The organism is Lysobacter korlensis (assembly GCF_042434515.1).
The window spans coordinates 117,223-135,404 of sequence record NZ_JBHLTG010000004.1; the positions used below are offsets into that span (position 1 = coordinate 117,223).

General features: G+C 66.3%; 19 protein-coding genes. 10 read left to right on the forward strand and 9 right to left on the reverse strand.

The annotated features are described in order from the left end of the window. Positions 1-45 precede the first annotated feature (45 nt). Positions 46-225 carry a hypothetical protein gene (locus ACFFGH_RS17065; RefSeq protein WP_386670447.1) on the reverse strand — a complete coding sequence of 60 codons (180 nt, stop codon included), beginning with the start codon at positions 223-225 and terminating at the stop codon, positions 46-48. 358 nt (positions 226-583) lie between these two features. Between ACFFGH_RS17065 and ACFFGH_RS17070 the strand changes: the two genes are divergently transcribed. Next, positions 584-1,693 (forward strand): hypothetical protein, encoded by a 1,110-nt coding sequence (locus ACFFGH_RS17070; protein WP_386670448.1) that lies wholly within the window; start codon positions 584-586, stop codon positions 1,691-1,693. A gap of 401 nt (positions 1,694-2,094) precedes the next feature. Here the strand turns inward: ACFFGH_RS17070 and ACFFGH_RS17075 are convergent, their stop codons facing one another. After that, entirely contained in the window at positions 2,095-2,412 is a 318-nt protein-coding gene (locus ACFFGH_RS17075) for a cupin domain-containing protein (RefSeq protein ID WP_386670450.1), read from the reverse strand. Between the two features lie 498 nt (positions 2,413-2,910). On the opposite strand from ACFFGH_RS17075, the gene ACFFGH_RS17080 reads away from it, so the two are divergent. Genes ACFFGH_RS17080 through ACFFGH_RS17090 form a run of 3 tightly spaced genes read left to right on the forward strand, consistent with a single transcriptional unit; the run spans position 2,911 to position 6,253 of the window. After that, complete coding sequence (locus ACFFGH_RS17080; protein WP_386670452.1) at positions 2,911-4,725, forward strand: sensor histidine kinase; 1,815 nt, start codon at positions 2,911-2,913, stop codon at positions 4,723-4,725. Continuing rightward, positions 4,722-5,162: a response regulator gene (locus tag ACFFGH_RS17085; protein WP_386670453.1), complete on the forward strand. Its 441-nt coding sequence runs from the start codon at positions 4,722-4,724 to the stop codon at positions 5,160-5,162. The genes ACFFGH_RS17080 and ACFFGH_RS17085 overlap by 4 nt, the downstream gene beginning before the upstream one ends. Then, positions 5,162-6,253, forward strand: coding sequence for a sensor histidine kinase (locus ACFFGH_RS17090; protein WP_386670455.1), 1,092 nt, complete (start codon positions 5,162-5,164; stop codon positions 6,251-6,253). The genes ACFFGH_RS17085 and ACFFGH_RS17090 overlap by 1 nt, the downstream gene beginning before the upstream one ends. Positions 6,254-6,554: 301 nt before the next feature. Here the strand turns inward: ACFFGH_RS17090 and ACFFGH_RS17095 are convergent, their stop codons facing one another. Continuing rightward, a complete protein-coding gene (locus ACFFGH_RS17095; RefSeq protein WP_386670457.1) occupies positions 6,555-7,610 on the reverse strand; it encodes an AI-2E family transporter in 1,056 nt (351 codons plus the stop codon). A 457-nt stretch (positions 7,611-8,067) separates the two neighbouring features. On the opposite strand from ACFFGH_RS17095, the gene ACFFGH_RS17100 reads away from it, so the two are divergent. Continuing rightward, a complete protein-coding gene (locus ACFFGH_RS17100) occupies positions 8,068-8,703 on the forward strand; it encodes a hypothetical protein (RefSeq protein WP_386670459.1) in 636 nt (211 codons plus the stop codon). A 136-nt stretch (positions 8,704-8,839) separates the two neighbouring features. Here ACFFGH_RS17100 and ACFFGH_RS17105 read toward each other — a convergent pair whose 3' ends face one another. The 3 genes from ACFFGH_RS17105 to ACFFGH_RS17115 all read right to left on the reverse strand — a co-directional run bounded on the left by ACFFGH_RS17105 (position 8,840) and on the right by ACFFGH_RS17115 (position 12,054). After that, positions 8,840-9,670 (reverse strand): DUF8616 domain-containing protein, encoded by an 831-nt coding sequence (locus tag ACFFGH_RS17105; protein WP_386670461.1) that lies wholly within the window; start codon positions 9,668-9,670, stop codon positions 8,840-8,842. Further along, entirely contained in the window at positions 9,667-10,395 is a 729-nt protein-coding gene (locus ACFFGH_RS17110; protein WP_386670463.1) for an SIMPL domain-containing protein, read from the reverse strand. Before ACFFGH_RS17110 ends, ACFFGH_RS17105 begins: the two co-directional genes overlap by 4 nt. A 111-nt stretch (positions 10,396-10,506) precedes the next feature. Continuing rightward, entirely contained in the window at positions 10,507-12,054 is a 1,548-nt protein-coding gene (locus ACFFGH_RS17115; RefSeq protein WP_386670465.1) for a tetratricopeptide repeat protein, read from the reverse strand. A 148-nt stretch (positions 12,055-12,202) separates the two neighbouring features. Between ACFFGH_RS17115 and ACFFGH_RS17120 the strand changes: the two genes are divergently transcribed. Together ACFFGH_RS17120 and ACFFGH_RS17125 are read left to right on the forward strand one after the other, a co-directional pair. Next, positions 12,203-12,718, forward strand: coding sequence for a GNAT family N-acetyltransferase (locus ACFFGH_RS17120; protein WP_386670467.1), 516 nt, complete (start codon positions 12,203-12,205; stop codon positions 12,716-12,718). A gap of 49 nt (positions 12,719-12,767) precedes the next feature. After that, entirely contained in the window at positions 12,768-14,051 is a 1,284-nt protein-coding gene (locus tag ACFFGH_RS17125) for an ATP-grasp domain-containing protein (RefSeq protein ID WP_386670468.1), read from the forward strand. Between the two features lie 130 nt (positions 14,052-14,181). Here ACFFGH_RS17125 and ACFFGH_RS17130 read toward each other — a convergent pair whose 3' ends face one another. Together ACFFGH_RS17130 and ACFFGH_RS17135 are read right to left on the reverse strand one after the other, a co-directional pair. Further along, a complete protein-coding gene (locus tag ACFFGH_RS17130; protein ID WP_386670469.1) occupies positions 14,182-14,337 on the reverse strand; it encodes a hypothetical protein in 156 nt (51 codons plus the stop codon). A 78-nt stretch (positions 14,338-14,415) separates the two neighbouring features. Then, positions 14,416-14,766, reverse strand: a complete 351-nt coding sequence (locus tag ACFFGH_RS17135) for a four-helix bundle copper-binding protein (RefSeq protein ID WP_386670471.1) — start codon at positions 14,764-14,766, stop codon at positions 14,416-14,418. Positions 14,767-15,135: 369 nt separating this feature from the next. Here ACFFGH_RS17135 and ACFFGH_RS17140 point away from each other — a divergent pair, with 369 nt between their 5' ends. Both ACFFGH_RS17140 and ACFFGH_RS17145 read left to right on the forward strand, forming a co-directional pair. Then, positions 15,136-15,318, forward strand: a complete 183-nt coding sequence (locus ACFFGH_RS17140; protein ID WP_386670473.1) for a hypothetical protein — start codon at positions 15,136-15,138, stop codon at positions 15,316-15,318. A 388-nt stretch (positions 15,319-15,706) separates the two neighbouring features. Next, a complete protein-coding gene (locus ACFFGH_RS17145) occupies positions 15,707-17,107 on the forward strand; it encodes an alpha-amylase family protein (RefSeq protein WP_386670475.1) in 1,401 nt (466 codons plus the stop codon). A gap of 6 nt (positions 17,108-17,113) precedes the next feature. On the opposite strand, the gene ACFFGH_RS17150 is transcribed toward ACFFGH_RS17145, so the two are convergent. Next, positions 17,114-17,584 carry a hypothetical protein gene (locus tag ACFFGH_RS17150; protein ID WP_386670477.1) on the reverse strand — a complete coding sequence of 157 codons (471 nt, stop codon included), beginning with the start codon at positions 17,582-17,584 and terminating at the stop codon, positions 17,114-17,116. Positions 17,585-17,745: 161 nt separating this feature from the next. Here ACFFGH_RS17150 and ACFFGH_RS17155 point away from each other — a divergent pair, with 161 nt between their 5' ends. Next, positions 17,746-18,078, forward strand: a complete 333-nt coding sequence (locus tag ACFFGH_RS17155) for a hypothetical protein (RefSeq protein ID WP_386670479.1) — start codon at positions 17,746-17,748, stop codon at positions 18,076-18,078. Positions 18,079-18,182: the final 104 nt, after the last annotated feature.

Genomic DNA, 18,182 nt, shown 5'->3' on the forward strand with positions numbered 1-18,182 from the left:
CGTTGCATGTGCCACCCGGCAGCGGCTCTGCCCCTTGTGCAGATGTCAGTCGTCGCCGCCGTGCGTGTCCGTGCCTCCAAGGTAAGGCGCAGTGTTTCCGGCAATCCGCTCGAGCTCGGTCTCGGTAAACGGAAGCTGCTTGCAGAACACCTGCCAGAACGCCTGTGGGTCGGGATGGCCGTCGAACGCGCCTTCGGAGCGCGTCGCGCGCAAATGCACAGGCACGACGGGGCCCGTTCATGGCGGTTGCCCGGCGGAGATTCGGGCGAGCGTAGCGCGTCGACCGATGGGGTCGAGGGCGTCGATGATCAGGAGCGATCAGCGAAACCGAACCAGGGTCAGCGCGATCCTTCGTAGCCCGAACGGCGAAAATCGACACTGAACCCTCTTTGCCGAAGCCATCGCGGCTGCGGGGGGGGCGCGGTTCTTCCAAGTGAGCGCGAACCGCGACAACGCTTTCGTCGGGCCGAACTTTGCGCGGCAGGCTTCGCGCGTTCGCGCGTCGCTCGCTCAAGTGCTTGTCCGGCCAGATGCGGAGGTAGACACTTTCCCCTCTAGCGCTGCCGGGGAGGGCGTGCGTCCCATGAGCCGACCACAACCGCGCCTGCCGGTGGACCTGACGCTGCTCGAAGGTCCGCGCCTGGCGTCCGCCGTAGCGCGCGTCGCGCCATGGACCGCGCCATGGCGCGTTGCCGTGATCGCGCTCGCAGCGATGGTGGCGCTGGCGCTCAATGTGCGGTGGCTCGCACAGGGCGGGTACGACTGGAGTCTGCTGTCGCTCGTCTTCTGGGTGCTGGTCAGCATCGCGGTGCGCGAACTGGCGCGCGCTGCGGTGGCAACGCGCATGGGGCACACCGTCGTCGCGATGCGCGTGGCCCTGCGGCCGCGTTCACTCCCTGCCTTCCACGCGGTGCTGCAGCCGGGCTGGTTGTTTGCAACGGCGCAGCAGCGGTGGCGCATTACTGTGGCCGGCTGCGGTCTGCAGCTCGGCGTCGCCGGTGCGCTGGCCGCGCTGTCGCCGTTATGGGGCGGCACCGAGTCGGTATTCACCGCATGTGTGATCGTGTCGTTGGTCGCATGGACCGCGCTCACCGGCGAGCGTGCCTTCGTGCAGCGGCCACCTGCACAGCGCGGCGCCAGCGTTGAGCGCATCGAAACGTTTCCCACGCCGCCGAAGCCCCAGCGGCGGCGCACGCGCGCGGGTGACGTCGGACTCGCATGGTTCCTGCTGCTTGCGTTCGGCGTTCCCGGCGCGCTCACCTCCGGCTACGGCGCGTGGCAGACCGTCGTGCAGGAGCAGCGCTTGCGCACGGCCCGGCCGGTCGATGCGGTCGTCGTCGCCACGGCGCTGGTCGATCGCACGCGGCAGCGGTATGGCACGACGTACCGGCCGGTCGTGCGGCACCGCTTCGAGATCGACGGACGCACGCACGAGTCGGAGCGGGCGCATCCGCTACCCAAGGGGCTGGCCACGGACGCGGCGCAACGGTTCATTGCCGCATATCCCGTCGGTAAGCGCGTGCTGACGCATGTGCCAGAGGGAGAGCCGACCGGTGCCTATCTGGTGCCGGTGCGGCAGCGGGTGTTTCCCGCGCTGGCGCTATTCGGCCTGCTGTTTCTGGTGCCGGCTGTCGCCCTGTGGTGGATGCTGCTGCGTGCGGCCAGGCAGCCGGAGGCGACAGGGGCCGGATAACGGGGAGGTTCACTTAACCGTGGTTCCCGCTTCCACGTGCTCCACGAAAAGGCCCCGCAAACACGGCCTTTTGCGCTACGCACTCAACAAGCATGCGCTACGCCGGCTCACGCACTGATTGCTTGATTGCGCCTTGCGCCGCGCGCCCTTCCTGAAGCGCGGCGAGGCCGCGGCGCGGGCTGTCCAGGTCTTCGATCTGGCCGTTGAGCTTGAACTCGCCGTAGCGCCTGCAGCGCGGTAGCCATCGCATCGCTGCCGAGCGATGTCGGTGTCGAACAGCTTTGCATCAGCTGCGCCAACCGCGTGTGCCGCAGCGCATGCGCGCCGTGCGTGGCGAGGTCGAGCTTCATCTCATCCACAACAAGGCGGTTGCAAGCCGAACAGCGCCGCGTACTTTCCGCTTACGCCGCCTTCGGCACCTTCGCGTTGATCACCAGGAACGTGCAGCCGGTGCTGCTGCGCGCGTCGTGATCGGTGCCGGGCGGATAGTGCAGATACGAGCCCGGTCCGAACTGTTGGCCGCGATCTTCGTAAACCCCTTCAATCACGAACACCTCTTCGGCAACTTCGTGATGGTGGACGGGGTAGCCATGGCCGGGTGCCAAACGCAGCAGTACGCGGTTGGCGCCGGGTTCGCCGCGCAGTACCAGCATCTCGATGCCTTCGCTGAACCTCTGCCATGGCGTGGTGGTGGAATCGATGTGGGAGAACTCGTTCATTGCAACCTGCTCGATGATGGGACCGCTTGCAGTCCCGGCGGCGCCCACGAGGCGCAGGCGGGACCGTCACTATGCGCTCGCGCGCGCGGTCGCAACGGCATTCGCGTGTTGTCGCATGCGTGCCGCCAGATGCGGTCATCCTTGCGGGGGGCAGGTTGGACTGCCTCGCATTCCGCAGAGAGGTAGTCGAAATACAGACCTGACCGACTGATATTCCCGCTCTACTTGCACCGGGGAGCGATACCCGGACGCCGGGCGCACTGCTGACGACGCCATCGATGACTTCGGACCCGGAGCGTATTCATGCACGACCGCAGCCGCCGGTCGGTCCTTGGCTCGACCTTCCGCCCGCTGACATGCACTTGCCGCGCGCGGCGCTTCACAAATTTCTAGGACGGCCTCGATTACTAATGGACGCTCATGGCCCACTTGTAACCAGCCGGAAGCCGGGAGTAGCAACGATCGCCGCTAGTCGGAGTCCGGACCGAAAGGTTTCCATTGCCCATCGCTGCCCGCCCTCCGCTGACGACCCGCATCGCGCTTACCGCGTTGGGCGTTCTCGCGTCGGTGGTGGTGCCGTTTTTTCTGCAGCAGCAGTTCAATGATGCGGCGCTCGACGCGTCGCGTAGGGTGACGCGCAGCCTGCAGGTCGAATCAAGGGCACAGGCTGTCATTGCCGATGCGCGCAACTTCGAGGCGGCGGCGCTCGGGCTGGCTCTGGGCGTGGACACGCCGGTCGCCCGTGCACGGCTGGCTGATGCGTTCGAAAACACCCCCATACATCTGAATCAGCTTCAGGACCTGGCCGAGTCGGACGCGGAGAAGCTGCTTCGCGTCGCGCGACTGCGCGACCGGGTGGAAACGCGCTTGCAGTGGGCCAAGGCGGCTGCCAGCGCGACCGATCCTGAGCAGCGCAGGCAGTACGCGGTCCGCTTGGCCGCCCAGTCGCCGATCCGCGACCTCGCTGTGCAGATCATCACCGCCGAACAGGAGCACATCGCGCTTCGGCAACGAAGCGCGCAAAAGGCCCTGGCGCGGGCGCAACTCGTGTCCTACGCGGCCATGGCCCTGCAGATCGCCGTGCTGCTGGGGTTGCTGGCGTTCTGGCATCGCGAGAACGAACGCCGGCTGGTGATCGAGCGACGCCAGCGCCAGGTGGCCGAACAGGCCACCGTGATGCTTGATGCCATGCGCGACCCGGTGGCGCTGCTGGATCCGCAACTGCGAGTGCTGCAGGCGAACTCATCGTTCGCATCAGCGTATGCCGGTGATGCGAATGCTCCTCCTATCGCGCAACCTCTTGCAGAGGTTGGAAACGGTGCCTGGAAGGATCCGGTGCTCCTTCAACGGCTCGGTGAGGTCGTAACCCGCGGGCGCGAGCTGTGGGATTACGAATTCACACGGACAGGGGCCGCTGGCCAGAAGACGTACATGCTGGTCAATGCGATCCGCGTTGCGGACGAGGCGACCGGCAAGCCTCAGGTGCTTTTGATCGGGACCGACTTCACGGCGCGGCGCATCTCCGAAGATCAGGTCCTGCAGCTCAACCGTCAGCTCGAAGGAAAAGTCGAGCAGGTGTCGGAGGTCAATCGCGAGCTGGAGGCCTTCAGCTATTCGGTCTCGCACGACCTGCGCGCCCCGCTGCGCCATATCGCGGGTTTTGCCGACAAGCTCGGGCGTCATCTGGGCGACGACGCAGACGCCAAGGCCCAGCATTACCTCACTGTGATCAGCACGTCCGCCCAACGGATGGGCACGCTGATCGACGACCTGCTTGTCTACAGCCGCCTCGGCCGCCACGCCATGCGCCTGCAGCCGGTCGATACGCAGTCACTCGTGCAGGAGATCCGCTCGATGCTCGACGAGGCGCGATCGGCCGAGCCGGATGCTGAGCGCGTGCAGTGGCACATCGCCCCACTCCCTGTCGTGATCGCGGACGGCAACATGCTGAGGCAGGTCTGGCAGAACCTGCTCGGAAATGCCGTGAAATACAGCGGTCATCGACGGCCGCCGGTGGTGTCCGTCCGGCATGAGCGCAACGCGGAAGGCGACCACGTGTTCACGGTCGAGGACAACGGCGCCGGCTTCGACATGGCCCATGCCACCAAACTGTTCGGCGTGTTCCAGCGGCTGCACAAAGCCAGCGAGTTCCCCGGCACCGGCGTTGGATTGGCGAGCGTGCGGCGTGTGGTCAGCCGCCATGGAGGTCAGGTCTGGGCCGAGGCCGAGCCTGACAAAGGCGCCCGATTCCATTTCACGCTTCCCCATACCCCTGATGCGCCTGGCCGCGCGATGCCCAAGGACTCCGCATGAATCCGATTCGTCCCATCCTTCTGGCCGAAGACAGCCCGTTCGATGCCGAAATGGCGCTGGACGCGTTGAACGAGGCCAACCTGGCCAACCCGATCGTCCACGTCGAAGACGGGGTCGAGGTGTTGGATTTCCTCTACCGCCGTGGTGCGTTCGCGAACCGTCCCGACGAGTTGCCCGCGGTGCTCCTGCTCGATATCAAGATGCCACGAATGGACGGGCTTGAGGTGTTGCAGCGGCTCCGCGAGGACCCGCAGTTCCGTGCGCTTCCTGTCGTGATCCTGTCCTCCTCGCGCGAGGAGAACGATCTGGCGCGCAGCTGGAACCTGGGCGTGAATGCCTACGTGGTCAAGCCCGTGGACGTGGAGCAGTTCTTCACGGCTGTTCGCATGCTGGGGCAGTTCTGGGCCGTGATCAACGAGAGCCCGGCCGGGACGTAATGACGCAGCCGGTCGCGCCCGTTCGCATCGTCTGGATCGAGGACTCGCCCGAAGACGTCGAGCTGTTCAGTTCGATGCTCATCGATGACGGACTCGACGTCACGATCGATCAGGTCGACGACGAAGCCGGCCTGCAGCGCGCATTGTCGCTGGCGCCGGAGCTGGTGATTTCCGACGTCTCACTGCCAGGCTTTTCCGGCGAGCTCGCCTTCGAGATCGTAAAAGCGCAGGCCCCGCGCACTCCGTTTGTCTATCTCTCCGGTGCAATGGGTGAGGACGCCGCAGTGCTGGCGCTGCATCGGGGCGCCACCGACTATGTGCTCAAGCAGAATCCCTTGCGCCTGCCTGCGGCCGTTCGTCGCGCCCTCACGGAAGGCAGGGCCGCGCAGGAACGCGACAACGTGATGGCCGAACTGCTGCGCGTGCAGCGCAACGATGCGATCGCGCTTGTCGTCGCCGGCCTCAGTCATGACCTTCGCAACGTGCTGCAGCCGCTTGTCGTTCTGCCTCACATCCTGCGCAAGAGCCAGGAGCCTGCAGCGGCGTTACGCGCGGCTGCCGTGATCGAAGAGTCCGTACGCCGGGGCCAGGACCTTGTGCATGCCGTGATCTGCTATGCGCGCGGCGACGCGGCCGTCGATGCGTGCTGCACCGCGGCCGAGGTGCTCGACGGCGTACGGTTGCTTCTGACGGGGACGGTGCCTGGACACCTGCAGGTCCAGTTCGATGAGGAACTCGGTGATACATCGCTGCGTGGGGCCTCCACCCAACTGCAGCAATGCGTCCTCAATCTTTGTCTGAACAGCGTGCAGGCCATGCAGGACGGGCAGGGCAGCCAGCTGCGGGTCTGCGCATCACGCTGTGCCGAGCCTGATATGGCACGGATCACGGTCGCTGACGACGGCGGAGGCATGCCGGAAGGCATCCAGGCCAGGCTCTTCACTCCGTTCTTCACCACCAAGCAATCGGGCACCGGCCTGGGGCTGCTGTCGTGCCGACAGATCATGGAGCAGCTCGGGGGGCGCATGGAGATCGACAGCGGCGATCATGGAACACGCGTTCACCTGTACGTTCCGTTCTGCCCCGAGTAACGAGGTCGGATTCGCTTATTGCTGAGAGCGGCGAACAACGTGGGTCAGCCGCTCCGGATAGTGCGTCGCCTGCTTCATGCGCTTGCTCAGTCTCGATGCCGTTGACCACGGGTCGCGAAACACGGCTGGCGGTCGATGCCGCGTTGCACGCCGTGCTATGGCAGATCAGGAAGGTCGGGTCACGGTGGTCGGGCCATGGACAGCCATCCGAAGCGGGCTGCCCCAATGACCTTGCGTCAGACAGGTCCGTTGCAAGGCGCCACGCAATGCGTCGGAAATGACCCTGCCCGCATCTAACCCATCAGTTGTCGTGCCCGGCCAGCGGCTCGTCCATGTCCAGATATACGCGCCGCACGACCACGATGATCACCACGGCAAGCGGTACCGCGAACAGGGCACCGATCAGGCCGAACAGGCTGCCGAAGACGACCAGCGCGAGCAGCACCAGCGCCGGTGGTACTTCCACGGCCCAGCGCTGGACCAGCGGCTGGATCAGGGCGCCTTCGCCCTGTTGCACCGCGACGTAGACGAGCAGCGCATAAAACGCCGTCTCCGGCCCGACCGCTAGCGCGAACAGCAGTCCCGGCACGGCCGAGACGAACGGTCCGAGCACCGGGACGAATTCGAGCAGACCGGCGATGAGCCCAAGCACGCCGGCATTGGGCACGCCGACCAGTTTCAGGCCCAGCCACGTGGCGACGCCGACGATCACCATCGCTGTTATCTGGCCAATCATCCACCAGCCGAGCGCATCACCCGAGTCGGTGAGCACGGCGGCGGTGCGTGTGCGGTGTCGGACCGGTATCAGCTCGAGAAAGCCGCTCACGTATTCGCGCGGGCTGATCGCCAGGTACGCAGCGAGCAGGAACACGATCAGCAGCTTGGAGCCCAGCTCGAGCAGCGTCTGCGCCCAGACCATGGCGGTCTTCGCCATCGCGTCACTGTTCATCATCTCCGGCGTGATGCCTGCGAGCCAGTCGCCGACGACAGTCGATCCCAGGCTGCGCTGGGCACGCGCAAGGGCTTCGGGCAGCCCCGTGCGCAAGGTGTGGAACTGATTCGTGATCTGGTCGCCGACCAGCCACGCAACGCCACCAGTCCCGACCAGTAGCAGCAGGACGACGAGGATGCTCGCCCAGTGCATCGGAATCGGCGAATGCCTGCTGATCCAACCGGCGATCGTGCGGATGACGACTGCGAAGACAATGCCGCCGAACCCGACCAGCAACAGGTCCGAGACCTGCCAGCAGATGTAGATGACCAGCGCGATGAGCAGGCCCATCGCGACCCGCCACATGTATTCGCCGCGGCTCAGCATGACGACACCCCGCGGCGGGTCATCGGGGCCGGTCGACACTGCAGCAGCATTGCGATTCGCATGCCCATGGACGAGCGCCCGGAGCGCAGCCCGCGTCGACCGTCAGCGGGACCGGGCCGTACACCTCGCGGCGCCGACCATTGCCTTCTGCTCCTCTGCGGCTCGACGGCGCAAATGCACGGGGCATGGGGTCTGGCGCGGCGGCTGACGGGGGTCATGGGGTCCATTGTTCGTACGCAAGGTGGGCGATACCGGTGCGCAGCTGCGACGTGGACGCTCTGCCCGCGTACCAGCCCGCCCGGCGCAAACAACCTAGACACGCCTGCGTGACGGATCGGTCGTCCCGACTTGAGGTGTTGGGTGTCGATCGCGCTGAAGTTTTGGCCGGGTCGAGCGACGTACGGTAGAAAACACGCGTAGGTTCACTGCCACGCAAAGCCCGACATGCCGCGTTGCCAGCGAGCACGTCGAACACGGCCCTGCTCCGTTTCGATACTTGTTGACCAATCGCGCGGCGTCGCGTCACGGCACCCGTTCAAGCCAGCTTTTGTGCGCCATGAGTGCGCGGCTCCGCCGAGTCTCTGCCGGTAGCGCAGATGGTTGTTGTTGTGGCGAAGCACGGCTCGCGGTCGATGCCGCGCCGGACGATGCACCGCGGCACGGCAGCAAGATCGAGGAAGACCGGCTAAAGACACGCGCGGCGAAGACAACAGCGCGCCGTGCGATCGGGGCTCAGTTGTCAGGCAACGCGGAGCGGCAGATCGGAATGGGGCCCGACCCTTTCGAAGCTGTCGTCAAGCTGCGCGCGTCGAATGACCTCGCGGCCAGATCAGGCACCCAGACTGCGGTTACCCGCGTCGATTACGGACTCGTCGCTCACGCTCGACCGCAGACTGCGTCCAAGCGCGTCGCCAAGCCTGGCGCCGACCACAGCGCCTGCGAAGGCACCGATTACGCCGCCAAGCGGGCCCGCCACGAAACCCGCAGCGCCCAAGCCGAGCGCCCCTACCAGCGCGCCGAATCCGGCCGCAGCCTGCATTGCCTTTTCCACGAACTGCCCCCTGGTTCGGCCCGTCAGGCCTTGCCACCGACTCTGGATTCGCAGTCGTGGAGCAATCGTGAAAGTTGTTAGTATTTCGTTGGATTTGTGACGTGAGCACGGTGCCGGAGCGCGGAATGGCTTCGCCGGGCTGGGTCATGCCGGCAAGCGCCAAACCAATTCGACAGGTGCAGCAGTACGAGGCTGGTTCCCCGCAAGCCGGGCAGGCTCACTTGCCCCGTAGCCGCTCGGCCTCGAGCCGGGCTTTCGACTTCGCATCACTTAAAGCGGCGCCGCGCTCCAGCAGCGCCAGCGCCGCCGCCCGGTCGCCTTCGGCGCTCCGCTCAAGCCGCATGAGCGCCGCGTTGTACGCGCCAATCGCGCTGCCCTTTGCAGCGGCGCGCTCGAAGCCTGCGAGTGCCTTTTCGGGGCACAGGAAAAACACATCCCAGCCCGCCGCGGCGCGCATCAGCAACTCTGCGTCGTCCTCGGAAATCCGGTCCTCCACGAACGCCGGCCAGCCGGCCGCTAACGGCGCAAGCACCTCGCTGCCCTTCGGGATGAGATAGGCGCCACCACCCTCGAACATCGTGAGCGCCTGATGTGTCGTGCGGCGCGTGCCGTCCTGGGCGAGCCACAGAAAGCCGTCCTCGCCCCGGACCGGGAAGCCATCGAGCGCGTTTGATACGCGATCGGCCAGCGACGGCACGCCGGGCGCCGGCGAGATGCCCGTCCAGGAGCCGATGAGCTCAACGGCCTCCCATTTCTTCTCGCGTAGCTTCGGGCGGATCGCGTCCGCAAGATCCTCGGCGGTGAGGATGCGCATCTCGCCGTCGTACATGCGCCACGGGCTCGAGTGCAGGCCGACCGAGAACAGCGCATCGGTATCCGGGATCGCGTCGAGGTACTCATGCAGTGCCCGCCCCGAGTAGACGCAGTCCGGCGAGTCCGGCACGTGGCAGGTCTCCACGGTGACCACGCCCGACAACGGAAGGTGCGACGTGTCGCACGCAAGCGCGGTCGGGCTGAGCAGGCAGAGCGCGAGCAGGGACCGCTTCACGGCGAGCCCCGCTTCAGTTCGAACACCGCGGACACGCGCTCGCTGTATTCCACGGTCGGCTGCACGTAGCGGCTTCGCTGGATGCGGCTGCCGGTGACCTCGACGCGGTCGAGCGTCGCGGCGCCGTAGCCGTCGGCAGACACGGAGTTGAGGCTGTTGCTGCTGTAGACCTGACCGAGTGCGGCCCCGAACGCCTGCGCGAGTCCGCCGGCCTTCTCGCGCGCCTGTGCCACGGCCTTGTCGCGTGCTTCGGCGCGCAGCGCATCGGCGCGGCTGGACTCGAACGCCACGTTGTCGATCTCGTTCATGCCGGCCGCAAGCGCGGCATCGAGGAATTCGCCAAGCCGATCCAGCTCGTGCAGCTCGACGGTCACCTCGCGCGTGGCGATGAAGCCGTTCGACATCTTGCGGTCCCGCTCGTCGTAGTCGACATCCTCCGATACCGACAGATCGGCCGCCGTGACTTGGGACGGCTTCAGCCCGAACCGCGGCGCGAGGTCGAGAAAGGCTTCGATACTGCGATCCACCGACTGCTTCGCCGCGGCCGGAGCCGCGTTGCGGTACCGGGCGGTGAGGGTGATGCGCGCAAGGTCAGGCGCCACGCTCGTCTTGCCTTCGCCGGAGGCCATGACATGCGGCGCATCGGGCAGCGGCGTGCCTGCGAAGGCGGGCGTGGCGATCAGAAGTGCGGCGAGGAGAAGGTGGCGCATCGGACGGGCATCCATGTCGGTTGATTGGAGAACGGGGTGATGCTGTCGCGGGACGATGGCAGCAGGGTTACTTCAGCTAGTTGCATTGCCGCGTTGCCGGCGCGAGCGTGCCCTCAAGGGCCACGATCAGTCGACGCCCGAAACATTGAAGATTTCGTGCCGTAACGCACGACCCACGCGCCCGACCGCGGCCTGCACGTCGGCGCGTGCGACCAGCTTGGCGCGGTTCGCGTCCATCTGCGGAAATGCAGGCAGCGGCAGCGGGGCGCGGAACTGCTGCACGGATTCAAGCGCCTGCGCCCGGCTTCGCGGATCGTCAAGCGATCGGATCAGTTCGGCCGCTGCCCGGTCGACATCGCCGGCGCGCAGCAGTTCGTCGACGACGATCCCGCGCGCGTCGGCACGGTGGTCGTACAGGTAGGCAAGCGCCTTCGCAGCGCCCGCCGTGTCCCGTAGCTGCAGCGCGGCGCAATGACGCACTGCGGTCTGGACCATGCGGCCATAGCCGCTCATGTGGCCGACGGGCTCGATCACCCGGAGCGCATCGGTCGGGCGGCCGATACGGCACAGGAACGTGCCCAGGTTGAGCCGCTGGCTCACGTTGTCTCCGCCGTTCTCGTCGAGCTCGCCCGCGAGTTCAAACTGCGTTGCCGCTTCGTCGAAACGCCCGGCCCGGCGCAGCGCGATCGCCTTGTTGTTCATCACCCAGATGCGGTCTTCGAACGACTCGAACGAGCCGGCCTCCCCGGCGGCTTCGATTGCCGCGAGCGCAGCTTCGGATACGGCCAGCGATTCGGTGTCGCGGCCTGCGACGAGCAGCGCCGTGCCGAGGTCCGCCGCGAGGTCCACCCGCTTCGGGAATTTTGCGTGCAGCGCACGCAGGCGTTCGACCTCGCCCGTGGCCGCCGCTTCCACTGACGGCAGCCGAGCGAGGGCGTCATGCAGCGGATCGAAGCGCAGGTCACTGCGCATGCTCGCAAGGGCCATCGGACTCTTGATCGTCGCAACGACTGCCTCCGCGCGCTCGCGGCCGCCGCGGCCGAGGTGCAGCAGGGCGAGCTCGGGCCAGACCTCGTCGACGCCGCGGTCGTTGTCGGTCCAGTGGGCGTCGAACAGTGCGTCCATCAGCGCAATGAGGTCCTCATCGCGCGGCTCACCCTGGAAGAGGAGGTCGCTGAGCACGAGCCGGTCCAGATTGTTGACCAGTTCCGGCCAGCGACGGACGAACGCCGCCATCTGCCGCGTCGCGCGGCTGCGCTGCCCGAGCTGGAGCTCGAGGATCGCGAGCCTGTACCAATCGTCGGGATCATTTCCGTAGGCGACCGTGGCCGCTCGCATCAGTTCCGCTGCGCGGGCCGTGTCTTCGCCCTTCCATGCGAGCACGGCGTTGGTCGAGAGCAGCTCGCGCTGCTGCTGCGCGCTGAGGGTCGGGAACAGGGGATCTGCGACGATCGCATCCAGCTCGCGACGCGCGGCGGCTGCGTCGCCGCGGTCCGCGCTCGCGACGGCGCGCTCGATCCGGCTGTAGAGCTCAGCAAGCGGTCCGCGTGCCTGTGCCTGCGGCAGGCCCAGCGGCGGCGAGACCGGCACAGCGGGCCGGGAGGCCGCAAACGCACACGAAAAGACGAGACTGCCGACGACGACCGCAATCGTCCGGGCACAGCGATCCAGCATGGCGATTTCCCCAGTGCGCGGCACGGTGCGCGCGGCGGAATGGTGCAACAGGGCGGCGCGTTACGCGAGCCGGTCGCCGGCCGCGAGCCGCTTGCACCATCTTTGAGCGAGATACTTGCAACACCAAAACCGATCCATGGCGCTTCCGATGCCCCGTTCCCTCGCCATCCGAGAATTCACCGACGAGCTCGCAGCCCAGTTCCGCGACATCAATGCGGAATGGATCGACGCGATGTTCCGGCTCGAAGACACGGACCGCGACGTGCTCGACAACCCGCGGGCGCGGATCATCGATGCGGGCGGCGACATCCTGTTCGTGGAAGCCGAAGGGCTGGGCATCGTGGGTGCGTGCGCGCTGCAGAAGACCGGCCCCACCAGCTACGAGCTCACCAAGATGGGCGTCCGCGCGCCCGCGCGTGGCATGAAGGCGGGCGAGTTCCTGCTTGCAGCGGTGATCAAGCGGGCCGAGTCCCTGGGCGCCGACCCGCTGTACCTGCTGACGAACCGCAAATGCGCGCCCGCCATCCATCTCTACGAGAAGCTGGGGTTCCGGCACGACGCGGACATCATGGCGCGGTACGGGGCACGCTACGAACGGTGTGACGTCGCGATGCGCTACGTTCGACGTTCTGCAGACGCCTTTCAAGGCGCTCGGCCCCTTTAACGCAGCCCGGCCACCCCCATCCCGCGGGTTCCCACCCAAGGTTCCACCCATGCCCGCATCGCCGTCCGATTCCCTGGCGTCCATCCTCGAGGGCGACTGCTTCTGCATCGATGTAGACCGCAAAGCGCTGCATGCGCAGGTCGAGCAGGTGCTGCGGGCGCACGATCTGCCGGCGTCGCTGGCCGATTCGCACCCGCACCTGTTCGCGTCGCTGCCGGTGTTTGTCGCGCCGGCGCAATTGCAGCAGGTGTCGCGGGTGGTGGCATCGGTGGAGCGTGCGGTCGCGACGCCCGCCTATCGCGAAGCGGTGCTCGCCGGCGCCCCACCCTCGGTCGCGTTCGACCCCGGGTCGCCCGGCGGCCTGCTGGGGCTGGACTTCCACCTCGCCGCCGATGGTCCGAAGCTCATCGAGATCAACACCAACCCGGGCGGCGTGTTGCTCAACGCGGTGCTGGCCGGCGCCCACGACTGCTGCCTGCCGCAAACCGCGGTCTCGCCGCCGCGCACGGAGGTATTGGAGGCGGCGGTGCTGGACGTGCTGCGCAGCGAGTGGCGCGCGCAACGCGGTGATGCGCCGCTGCGACGCGTGGCGATCGTGGACGAGAATCCGTCGGGGCAGTACCTGTACCCCGAGTTCCTGATGTTCCGCCAGCTTCTGCAGCGCCATGGGCATGAAGCGGTCGTCTGCGATCCCACCGAGCTCGAGCATCGCGATGGCGCGCTATGGCTGGCCGACCGTCCGGTCGACTTCGTCTACAACCGCCTGACCGATTTCGCGCTTTCAGACCCGGCGCATTCGGCGCTGCACGATGCGCTGCTGGCAGGTGATATCGCACTCAGCCCGCATCCGCGCGCGCATGCGCTGTACGCCGACAAGCGCAACCTCGTGCTTCTGGGTGACGCCACGTTCCTGCGTAATGCGGGCCTGGATGAGGCGGACGTGGCGGCGCTCGTGAACAGCATCCCCGAAACACAGCGGGTGACGGCCGATAACCGCGACGCGCTATGGGCCGACCGACGCATGTGGTTCTTCAAGCCCGCCGCCGGCTACGGCAGCCGCGCAAGCTACCGCGGCGACAAGCTCACGCGGCGCGTCTGGGACGAGATCGGTGCAGGCAACTACGTCGCGCAGCGCGTGGTGCCGCCGAGCGAGCGCCGCACCCTGGACGAGGCGGGGCCGCTGAAGGTCGACATCCGCTGCTATGCGTACCAGGGACGTGTCCTGCTGTACGCAGCGCGCATGTACCGCGGGCAGACGACGAACTTCCGAACGCCCGGTGGCGGTTTCGCGCCGGTGCTGGCGCTGCCGGATAACGAAGGCGGATGCTGTTGAGCGAACGGCGGCAAAACCGTGTCGGGAGCCAGGGCCAGGTCTGCTCAGCCTGTCGCCGCTGAAAACGGGGGGTTGGCGTTGCGCCGGTGTCAGGCGGCTGTAACGCCTGCTGTCTCGCCGCAACACACGATCAGTGATCGCGCCGGCCGTCGCTGCGCAGATACTTGATCAGCGCAGCGATCGCCAGCACGAGCGCGATCACGACCAGCAGGCCAACCGCCATGCAGGCCACCATCATCCATCCGCCCATCATCGGGCCGTCGCCCATCATGGCGCTGCCACCCATCATGCCGGGCGAGCCTGCCGGGCCGCTGTGGCGGGCAACGGGCTGATGCCGCGGCCGTTGCGACCGTTGTCAGCTTGGTTAGCTTGCACTGCCGGCCGCCATACGTTCGCAGCTTTCAGCGCAGCGCTCGCAGGCCTGGGCGCACTCATCCATGTCTCCAAGTGCACGGCAGCTTTCGGCGCAGGCTCGGCAGATCTGCGCGCACACGCCACACAGCTGCTGGTGGAACGGGGACTGGTTGATCATCAATGCAGCCGATGCGCGACAGATTTCGGCGCAATCAAGCATCAGGCGCAGATGGTCGGGTTCGACATGCTTGCCGCCGACTTCGGGACAGTGCACGGCCGCCATCTGCTGGCAGCTGCGGTAGCAATCCAGGCAAGCCTGGATGCAGGTATTGAGTTCGTTGGACATGTGCTGATGAGGCATGAAAGCGCTCCTTCGGTTCCGGATGGGAAATCGACGTTGCTTCAGGGTCGACTGGGCTGACTGCTGCAGCCCGTCGCCACGTACTTCCGACTGCCATGCCGAGCATGATCGTGAACCGGTTAAGCGTGGGTCCTCAGTCGCGAGCGCAGCCGGTGCGCGTGGCTGTACCAGTTGAAGGGGCCGAATGATCGGCGCTTGGTTTGCACGCATTGCGGAGGCGTCCACGCAGCAAAAAAAGGACAGCAGGACCGTGCGACGCGTCCGCTTCGACCGGCTCGGCCAAGCACAGCGGCGGTGACGGCCGCAGGGCTGCACGCGGCTTAACACGCCAGTGGCTACGCTCTGAATACGCCGCCAGGAGACGATGCGATGACCCGCGAGCAGCAGCCCGACACGACCTCCAGCTCACCCGACCGCGACCGCAAGCGCGAGCTTGCGCCGGAGCAAACGCCGACCGACGGCAACCCCAATGAGCGGCTCGAGCAGTGGGAGGACCGCTACTTCGAGAAATCCGCTGATGAGGGGCGTGGAGACCCCGGCCCTAATCACTGACGAACGCGGTTCGACAGCGCGCAAGGTTGCGAAAAACCGATGCGGGAGGCCACGGCAGCCCCCGCCGGCGCCAAGAACTGCCGCGAAGCGTTTACCGCCCGGCTGGCTCCCAGCCGGGCAACCTGCACGTCCACGTGCGGCCGGGTGATACCACCACGCACGTTTGTTTGCCACGGGCCGGTTCGCGCGGAACGCTCTGCGCGCACGTCCGAGCGCGGGGCCGCTAGCCGCCCAGGGCCCGATGAATACGTTTGCAGTTCCCATGCTGCACCGCGATCCGCCTCCAGCATCGGGTACGCGCCCACCGAGGCGCTTCTGCACTGGACGGCAAGTGCCTGACGCGGGCCGACGCCGGCGCCGTTGCACTTCCCCCACTGGAGACCTGCCCATGCCCGTTCGTCGATCCTTGCTCCGCGGTGCGCTTGCGACCGCACTTGTCACCTGCGCCGTGCCTGCCGTGCAGGCGGATGTCGTACTCCACGCGTTCAACTGGCGCTACGACACCGTGCAGGCGCGTGCGTCACAGATCCAGGCCGCAGGCTACAAGGCGGTGCTGGTCGCGCCGGCGTACCGCAGCGAGGGCAGTGCATGGTGGGCGCGCTACCAGCCGCAGGACTATCGCGTCATCCACCATCCGCTGGGTGACACCACCGCGTTCCGCAACATGGTCAACGCGCTCAGGTCGCGCGGGATCCGCGTCTATGCGGACGTGATCCTCAACCACATGGCGAACGAGTCCGCGCAGCGCTCGGACCTGAACTACCCCGGCTCGCGCGTGCTCGGCATCTATGCGGCCAACAGCAGCTACTACAACGGGCTGCGGCTGTTCGGATCGCTCAACAGCAACTTCCTGTCGGCATCGGATTTCGGCCCCAACCGCTGCATCGTCGACTACAGCAGCGTTTTCGAAGTGCAGAACTACCGGCTATGCGGAGGCAATGGCGATGTGGGCCTGCCGGACCTGGTGGCGAACGACTGGATGGTGCAGCAGCAGCGCGCCTACCTGCAGACGCTCAAGAGCTGGGGCGTCACGGGCTTTCGCATCGATGCGGCCAAGCACATGCCGGCCACGCACATGAATCGCGTGCTGACCTCCGACCTCAAGTCCGGTGTGCACGTGTTCGGCGAAATCATCACGTCCGGCGGCGCCGGCAATCTGGAATACGACCGGTTCCTTGCGCCCTATCTGCGCGATACCGACCACGGCGCCTACGACTTCCCGTTGTTCTCGGCGATCCGCAGCGCGTTCTCGCTCAACGGCACCATGAGCACGCTGGTGAATCCCGGCGCGGTGGGGCTCGCGTTACCGAACGCGCGCGCGATCACGTTCACCGTCACGCATGACATTCCGAACAACGCAGGCTTCCGCTACCAGATCCTCAACGCGACCGACGAGAAGCTGGCCTATGCCTACGTGATGGGCCGCGACGGTGGTACGCCGCTGTTGTATTCGGACAACAACGAAAGCGGCGACAACCGCTGGGTCAATGCCTGGAATCGCGACGACCTCAAGCGCATGGTCGGCTTCCATAACCTGATGTCGGGCCGCGACATGCAGGTGCTGAGCCACAGCAACTGCCACATCATCTTCCGCCGCGGCGATGCGGGCATCGTCGGCATCAACAAGTGCGGCAATGCAGTGATTGCCTCGATCAACACGAGCGGCAGCGTGCTGCGCTGGCATACCGACTACATCGATGCACTCGGCTCGGGCAGCACGGTGCGAATCACGAGCGGCAGCTACACGTTCGATATCCCCGCGCGAACCGCGCGCATGTGGAGGCGCTAGGCGGTTTTATTCGCCCCAGCGCTTGAGCTCCTGCCCATCCACGGGCTTGCGCACCCACTTGGCGATCTGGATTGCCTCGGCGTCCAGATTGCTGCGCAGTTGCGCGCAGACGGTGATCATGGTGTCGGTCTGGAAGCGCACGCTGTCGGTGAAGCCCGCCACCTTCTTCCCGTCCTGGTAGAGCGCGCCTTCGAACTGCAACTGCGTGTCATGGCCCAGGAACCCGTTTCCCGTAAGGGAGAAGCCGACCAGTCGCACCTGCAACGAGCGTCCCGCGCTCGTGGGCACCTTGCCGGGCGCGAACATGCCGTTTTCCTTGTGAAGCGCGAGCTTCAGCATCTCGCCGAAGGTTTCCCGGAAGGGGCAGTCGGACAGGCCCTCGTTGATCTGCACGCCCGGGGCAACCTCGAGCTTGGGCGCGACATGCAGCGGTTCCTTCGCCGAAACGAGGGATGGCAGCGCGGCGGCGAGCACCATTACGAGCGCTCGAGGCAGGAGTCTGTTCAAGGTCGCGTTCCAGCGGTTGAGGTGGCGAGAGTCTAGCGACGCATCAGCTCACCGTGTGCACTGCTTGCGGCAGCCGTGCGGTTCCATTTTTCCTCCATGCGGGCGCGCCGTTCCGCAAACAGACAGCCTCCATGTTCAATCCTCCCGACATCACCACCCAGGCAGGAGGTCGTATGTCCACCGACAACAAGACGCCGTTGGAGCACGTGAAAGACACGCTGACGCAGCTCAAGGAGATGCGTCATTACTCGAAGAGCAACGTCGAGCGACTGTCCACGCAGTGGCTGCTGTTCGACGGCGAGCTGAAGAAGCTCGAGCAGACCGAGCGCATCGAGGATCTGATGGTCCGTGCAGCCGAGCTGCATGAGGCGATCGAGGCGGAGATCAATGAGCTCGAAGAGGTGGCGCTGAAGCTGCAACCGGCCCCGGAGGACGGCGCTGGTACGGATAGCACCAAGCACTGATCGGCACAGTTCGATGCATCATGCAAAAGGCCCCGAAGACGGGGCCTTTTGTTTTGCGGCAACTGCGCAGGTGCGGTTCTGCTACGCCGGCGGCGCGCGTGAGC